The organism is Pseudomonas sp. GW821-FHT01E05, from assembly GCF_059422425.1.
In genome coordinates this window covers 1-5,315 of sequence record NZ_JBWKWW010000026.1, presented here as the reverse complement: position 1 = coordinate 5,315, position 5,315 = coordinate 1, and the positions used below count along the sequence as shown (strand labels likewise).

The following is a 5,315-nucleotide window of genomic DNA, read 5'->3' as shown; positions in this document are numbered from 1 at the left end:
GTGGTCGGCAACCAGCTGGTGTTCAACCCGGGGAGCGATTTCGATCACCTGGCGCAGGGCGTGGTCGAGCACGTGACGCTCAGCTACCAGATGCAGGATCAGTACGGGGCACTCTCGAGTTCCACGGTGGACGTGACGATCACCGGCACCAACGATGCGCCGGTAGCGGTGGCCGATACGGCTGCCGGTACGGAAAACCAGACCCTGACGATCGACGTGCTGGCCAATGACACCGACATCGATGACGGCCACCTGTTCACGCTGAACGCGGTCAGTGCACCGGCAAACAAGGGCACAGCCAGCGTGGTCGGCAACCAGCTGCAGTTCAACCCGGGGAGCGATTTCGACCACCTGGCGCAAGGCGTGGTCGAGCACGTGACGCTCAGCTACCAGATGCAGGATCAGTATGGGGCGCTCTCGAGCTCCACGGTGGATGTGACGATCACCGGCACCAACGATGCGCCGGTGGCGGTGGCCGATACGGCTGCCGGCACGGAAAACCAGACCCTGACGATCGACGTGCTGGCCAACGATACCGACGTCGACGACGGCCACCTGTTCACCTTGGTCAGCGCCGGCGCGCCGATCGGTCAGGGCAGTGCCAGCGTGGTCGGCAACCAACTGGTGTTCAACCCGGGGAGCGACTTCGATCATCTGGCGCAAGGCGTGGTCGAGCACGTGACGCTCAACTATCAGATGCAGGACCAGTACGGGGCACTCTCGAGTTCCACGGTGGACGTGACGATCACCGGCACCAACGACGCGCCGGTGGCGGTGGCCGATACGGCCGCCGGCACGGAAAACCAGACCCTCACCCTCGACGTGCTGGCCAATGACACCGATGTCGATGACGGCCACCTGTTCACCTTGGTCAGCGCCAGCGCGCCGATCGGTCAGGGCAGCGCCAGCGTCGCGGGCAACCAGCTGCAGTTCAACCCGGGGGCCGACTTCGACCACCTGGCGCAAGGCGTGGTCGAGCACGTGACGCTCAGCTATCAGATGCAGGATCAGTATGGGGCGCTCTCGAGCTCCACGGTGGACGTGACGATCACCGGCACCAACGATGCGCCGGTGGCGGTGGTCGATGTGGCCGCCGGCACGGAGAACCAGACCCTGACGATCGACGTGCTGGCCAATGACACCGATGTCGACGACGGCCACCTGTTCACCTTGGTCAGCGCCAGCGCGCCGATCGGCCAGGGCAGTGCCAGCGTGGTCGGCAACCAGCTACAGTTCAACCCAGGGGCCGACTTCGACCACCTGGCGCAGGGCGTGGTCGAACACGTGACGCTCAGCTACAACATGACCGACGAGCACGGCGCGCCCGCCAGCAGCACCGTGGTGGTGACCATCACCGGCACCAACGACGCGCCGGTAGCGGTGGCCGATGCGGCTGCCGGTACAGAGAACCAGACCCTCATGATTGACGTGCTGGCCAACGACACCGATGTCGACGACGGCCACGCGTTCACCTTGGTCAGCGCCAGCGCGCCGATCGGCCAAGGCAGTGCCAGCGTTGCGGGCAACCAACTGGTGTTCAACCCGGGGAGCGATTTCGACCATCTGGCGCAGGGCGCCACGGCCAGCGTCACGCTCAGCTACAACATGACCGACGAGTACGGCGCGCCCGCCAGCAGCACCGTAGTGGTGACCATCACCGGCACCAATGACGCGCCGGTGGCGGTGGCCGATGCGGCTGCCGGCACGGAAAACCAGCCCCTGACGATTGACGTGCTGGCCAATGACACCGACGTCGACGACGGCCACGCGTTCACCTTGGTCAGCGCCAGCGCGCCGATCGGTCAGGGCAGTGCCAGCGTCGCGGGCAACCAGCTACAGTTCAACCCGGGAGCCGATTTCGATCACCTGGCGCAAGGTGCGGTCGAGCACGTGACGCTCAACTATCAGATGCAGGATCAGTACGGGGCACTCTCGACCAGCAGCGTGGATGTGACCATCACCGGCACCAACGATGCGCCGGTGGCGGTGGCCGATGTGGCCGCCGGCACGGAAAACCAGACCCTGACGATCGACGTGCTGGCCAATGACACCGATGTCGATGACGGTCATGTGTTCACGCTGAACTCGGTCAGTGCGCCGGCGAACAAGGGCACGGCCAGCGTGGTCGGCAACCAGCTGGTGTTCAACCCGGGGAGCGATTTCGACCATCTGGCGCAGGGCGCCACGGCCAGCGTCATGCTCAGCTACAACATGACCGACGAGCATGGAGCGCCCGCCAGCAGCACCGTAGTGGTGACCATCACCGGCACCAACGACGCGCCGGTGGCGGTGGCCGATGCGGCCGTCGGCACGGAAAACCAGACCCTCACCCTCGACGTGCTGGCCAACGACACCGATGTCGACGACGGCCACCTGTTCACGCTGAACGCGGCGAGTGCGCCGGCAAACAAGGGCACGGCCAGCGTGGTCGGCAACCAGCTGCAGTTCAACCCGGGGAGCGACTTCGACCACCTGGCGCAGGGCGTGGTCGAGCACGTGACCCTCAGCTATCAGATGCAGGATCAGTACGGGGCACTCTCGACCAGCAGCGTGGATGTGACCATCACCGGCACCAACGATGCGCCGGTAGCGGTGGTCGATACGGCCGCCGGCACGGAGAACCAGACCCTGACGATCGACGTGCTGGCCAACGACACCGACGTCGACGACGGCCACGCGTTCACCTTGGTCAGCGCCAGCGCGCCGATCGGTCAGGGCAGTGCCAGCGTCGCGGGCAACCAGCTGGTGTTCAACCCGGGGAGCGATTTCGACCATCTGGCGCAAGGCGTGGTCGAACACGTGACCCTCAGTTACCAGATGCAGGACCAGTACGGGGCGCTCTCGAGTTCCACGGTGGACGTCACCATCACCGGCACCAACGATGCGCCGGTAGCGGTGGTTGATACGGCCGCCGGCACGGAAAACCAGACCCTGACGATCGACGTGCTGGCCAATGACACCGATGTCGATGACGGCCACCTGTTGACGCTGAACTCGGTCAGTGCGCCGGCAAACAAGGGCACGGCCAGCGTGGTCGGCAACCAGCTGGTGTTCAACCCGGGGAGCGATTTTGACCACCTGGCGCAAGGCGCCACGGCCAGTGTCACGCTCAGCTACAACATGACCGACGAGCACGGCGCGCCCGCCAGCAGCACCGTGGTGGTGACGATCACCGGCACCAACGATGCGCCGGTAGCGGTGGTCGATACAGCCGCCGGTACGGAAAACCAGACCCTGACGATTGACGTGCTGGCCAACGACACTGATGTCGACGACGGCCATGCGTTCACCTTGGTCAGCGCCAGCGCGCCGATCGGCCAGGGCAGCGCCAGCGTGGTCGGCAACCAGCTGGTGTTCAACCCGGGGGCCGACTTCGACCACCTGGCGCAAGGCGCCACGGCTAGCGTCACGCTCAGCTACAACATGACCGACGAGCACGGCGCGCCCGCCAGCAGCACCGTGGTGGTGACGATCACCGGCACCAACGACGCGCCGGTAGCGGTGGCCGATGCGGCCGCCGGTACAGAGAACCAGACCCTGACGATCGACGTGCTGGCCAACGACACCGATGTCGACGACGGCCACGCGTTCACCTTGGTCAGCGCCAGCGCGCCGATCGGCCAGGGCAGCGCCAGCGTCGCGGGCAACCAGCTACAGTTCAACCCAGGAGCCGACTTCGACCACCTGGCGCAAGGCGCCACGGCCAGCGTCACGCTCAGCTACAACATGACCGACGAGCACGGCGCGCCCGCCAGCAGCACCGTGGTGGTGACGATCACCGGCACCAACGATGCGCCGGTAGCGGTGGTCGATACAGCCGCCGGCACAGAGAACCAGACCCTGACGATTGACGTGCTGGCCAACGACACCGATGTCGACGACGGCCACGCGTTCACCTTGGTCAGCGCCAGCGCGCCGATCGGCCAGGGCACGGCCAGCGTCGCGGGCAACCAGCTGGTGTTCAATCCGGGGAGCGATTTCGACCACCTGGCGCAAGGCGCCACGGCCAGCGTCACGCTCAGCTACAACATGACCGACGAGCACGGCGCGCCCGCCAGCAGCACCGTGGTGGTGACGATCACCGGCACCAACGATGCGCCGGTAGCTGTGGTCGATACGGCCGCCGGCACAGAGAACCAGACCCTGACGATTGACGTGCTGGCAAACGACACTGATGTCGACGACGGCCATGCGTTCACCTTGGTCAGCGCCAGCGCGCCGATCGGCCAGGGCAGCGCCAGCGTTGCGGGCAACCAGCTGCAGTTCAACCCGGGAGCCGATTTTGATCATCTGGCGCAGGGCGTGGTCGAACACGTGACCCTCAACTACCAGATGCAGGACCAGTACGGGGCGCTCTCGAGTTCCACGGTGGATGTGACGATCACCGGCACCAACGATGCGCCGGTAGCGGTGGCCGATACGGCCGCCGGCACAGAGAACCAGACCCTGACGATTGACGTGCTGGCCAACGACACTGATGTCGACGACGGCCATGCGTTCACCTTGGTCAGCGCCAGCGCGCCGATCGGTCAGGGCAGTGCCAGCGTCGCGGGCAACCAGCTGGTGTTCAACCCGGGGAGCGATTTCGACCACCTGGCGCAAGGCGCCACGGCCAGTGTCACGCTCAGCTACAACATGACCGACGAGCACGGCGCGCCCGCCAGCAGCACCGTGGTGGTGACCATCACCGGCACCAACGATGCGCCGGTAGCTGTGGTCGATACGGCCGCCGGCACAGAGAACCAGACCCTGACGATTGACGTGCTGGCAAACGACACTGATGTCGACGACGGCCATGCGTTCACCTTGGTCAGCGCCAGCGCGCCGATCGGCCAGGGCAGCGCCAGCGTTGCGGGCAACCAGCTGCAGTTCAACCCGGGAGCCGATTTTGATCATCTGGCGCAGGGCGTGGTCGAACACGTGACCCTCAACTACCAGATGCAGGACCAGTACGGGGCGCTCTCGAGTTCCACGGTGGACGTGACGATCACCGGCACCAACGATGCGCCGGTAGCGGTGGCCGATACGGCCGCCGGCACAGAGAACCAGACCCTGACGATTGACGTGCTGGCAAACGACACTGATGTCGACGACGGCCATGCGTTCACCTTGGTCAGCGCCAGCGCGCCGATCGGCCAGGGCAGCGCCAGCGTTGCGGGCAACCAGCTGCAGTTCAACCCGGGAGCCGATTTTGATCATCTGGCGCAGGGCGTGGTCGAACACGTGACCCTCAACTACCAGATGCAGGACCAGTACGGGGCGCTCTCGAGTTCCACGGTGGACGTGACGATCACCGGCACCAACGATGCGCCGGT

The 5,315-nt window shown here is 65.7% G+C and carries 1 protein-coding gene; it reads left to right on the top strand.

The window, feature by feature from the left end:
• Positions 1-5,315 (top strand): Ig-like domain-containing protein (locus tag AC07W5_RS29435; RefSeq protein ID WP_495024863.1); only part of this gene is annotated, 5,315 nt, incomplete at both ends.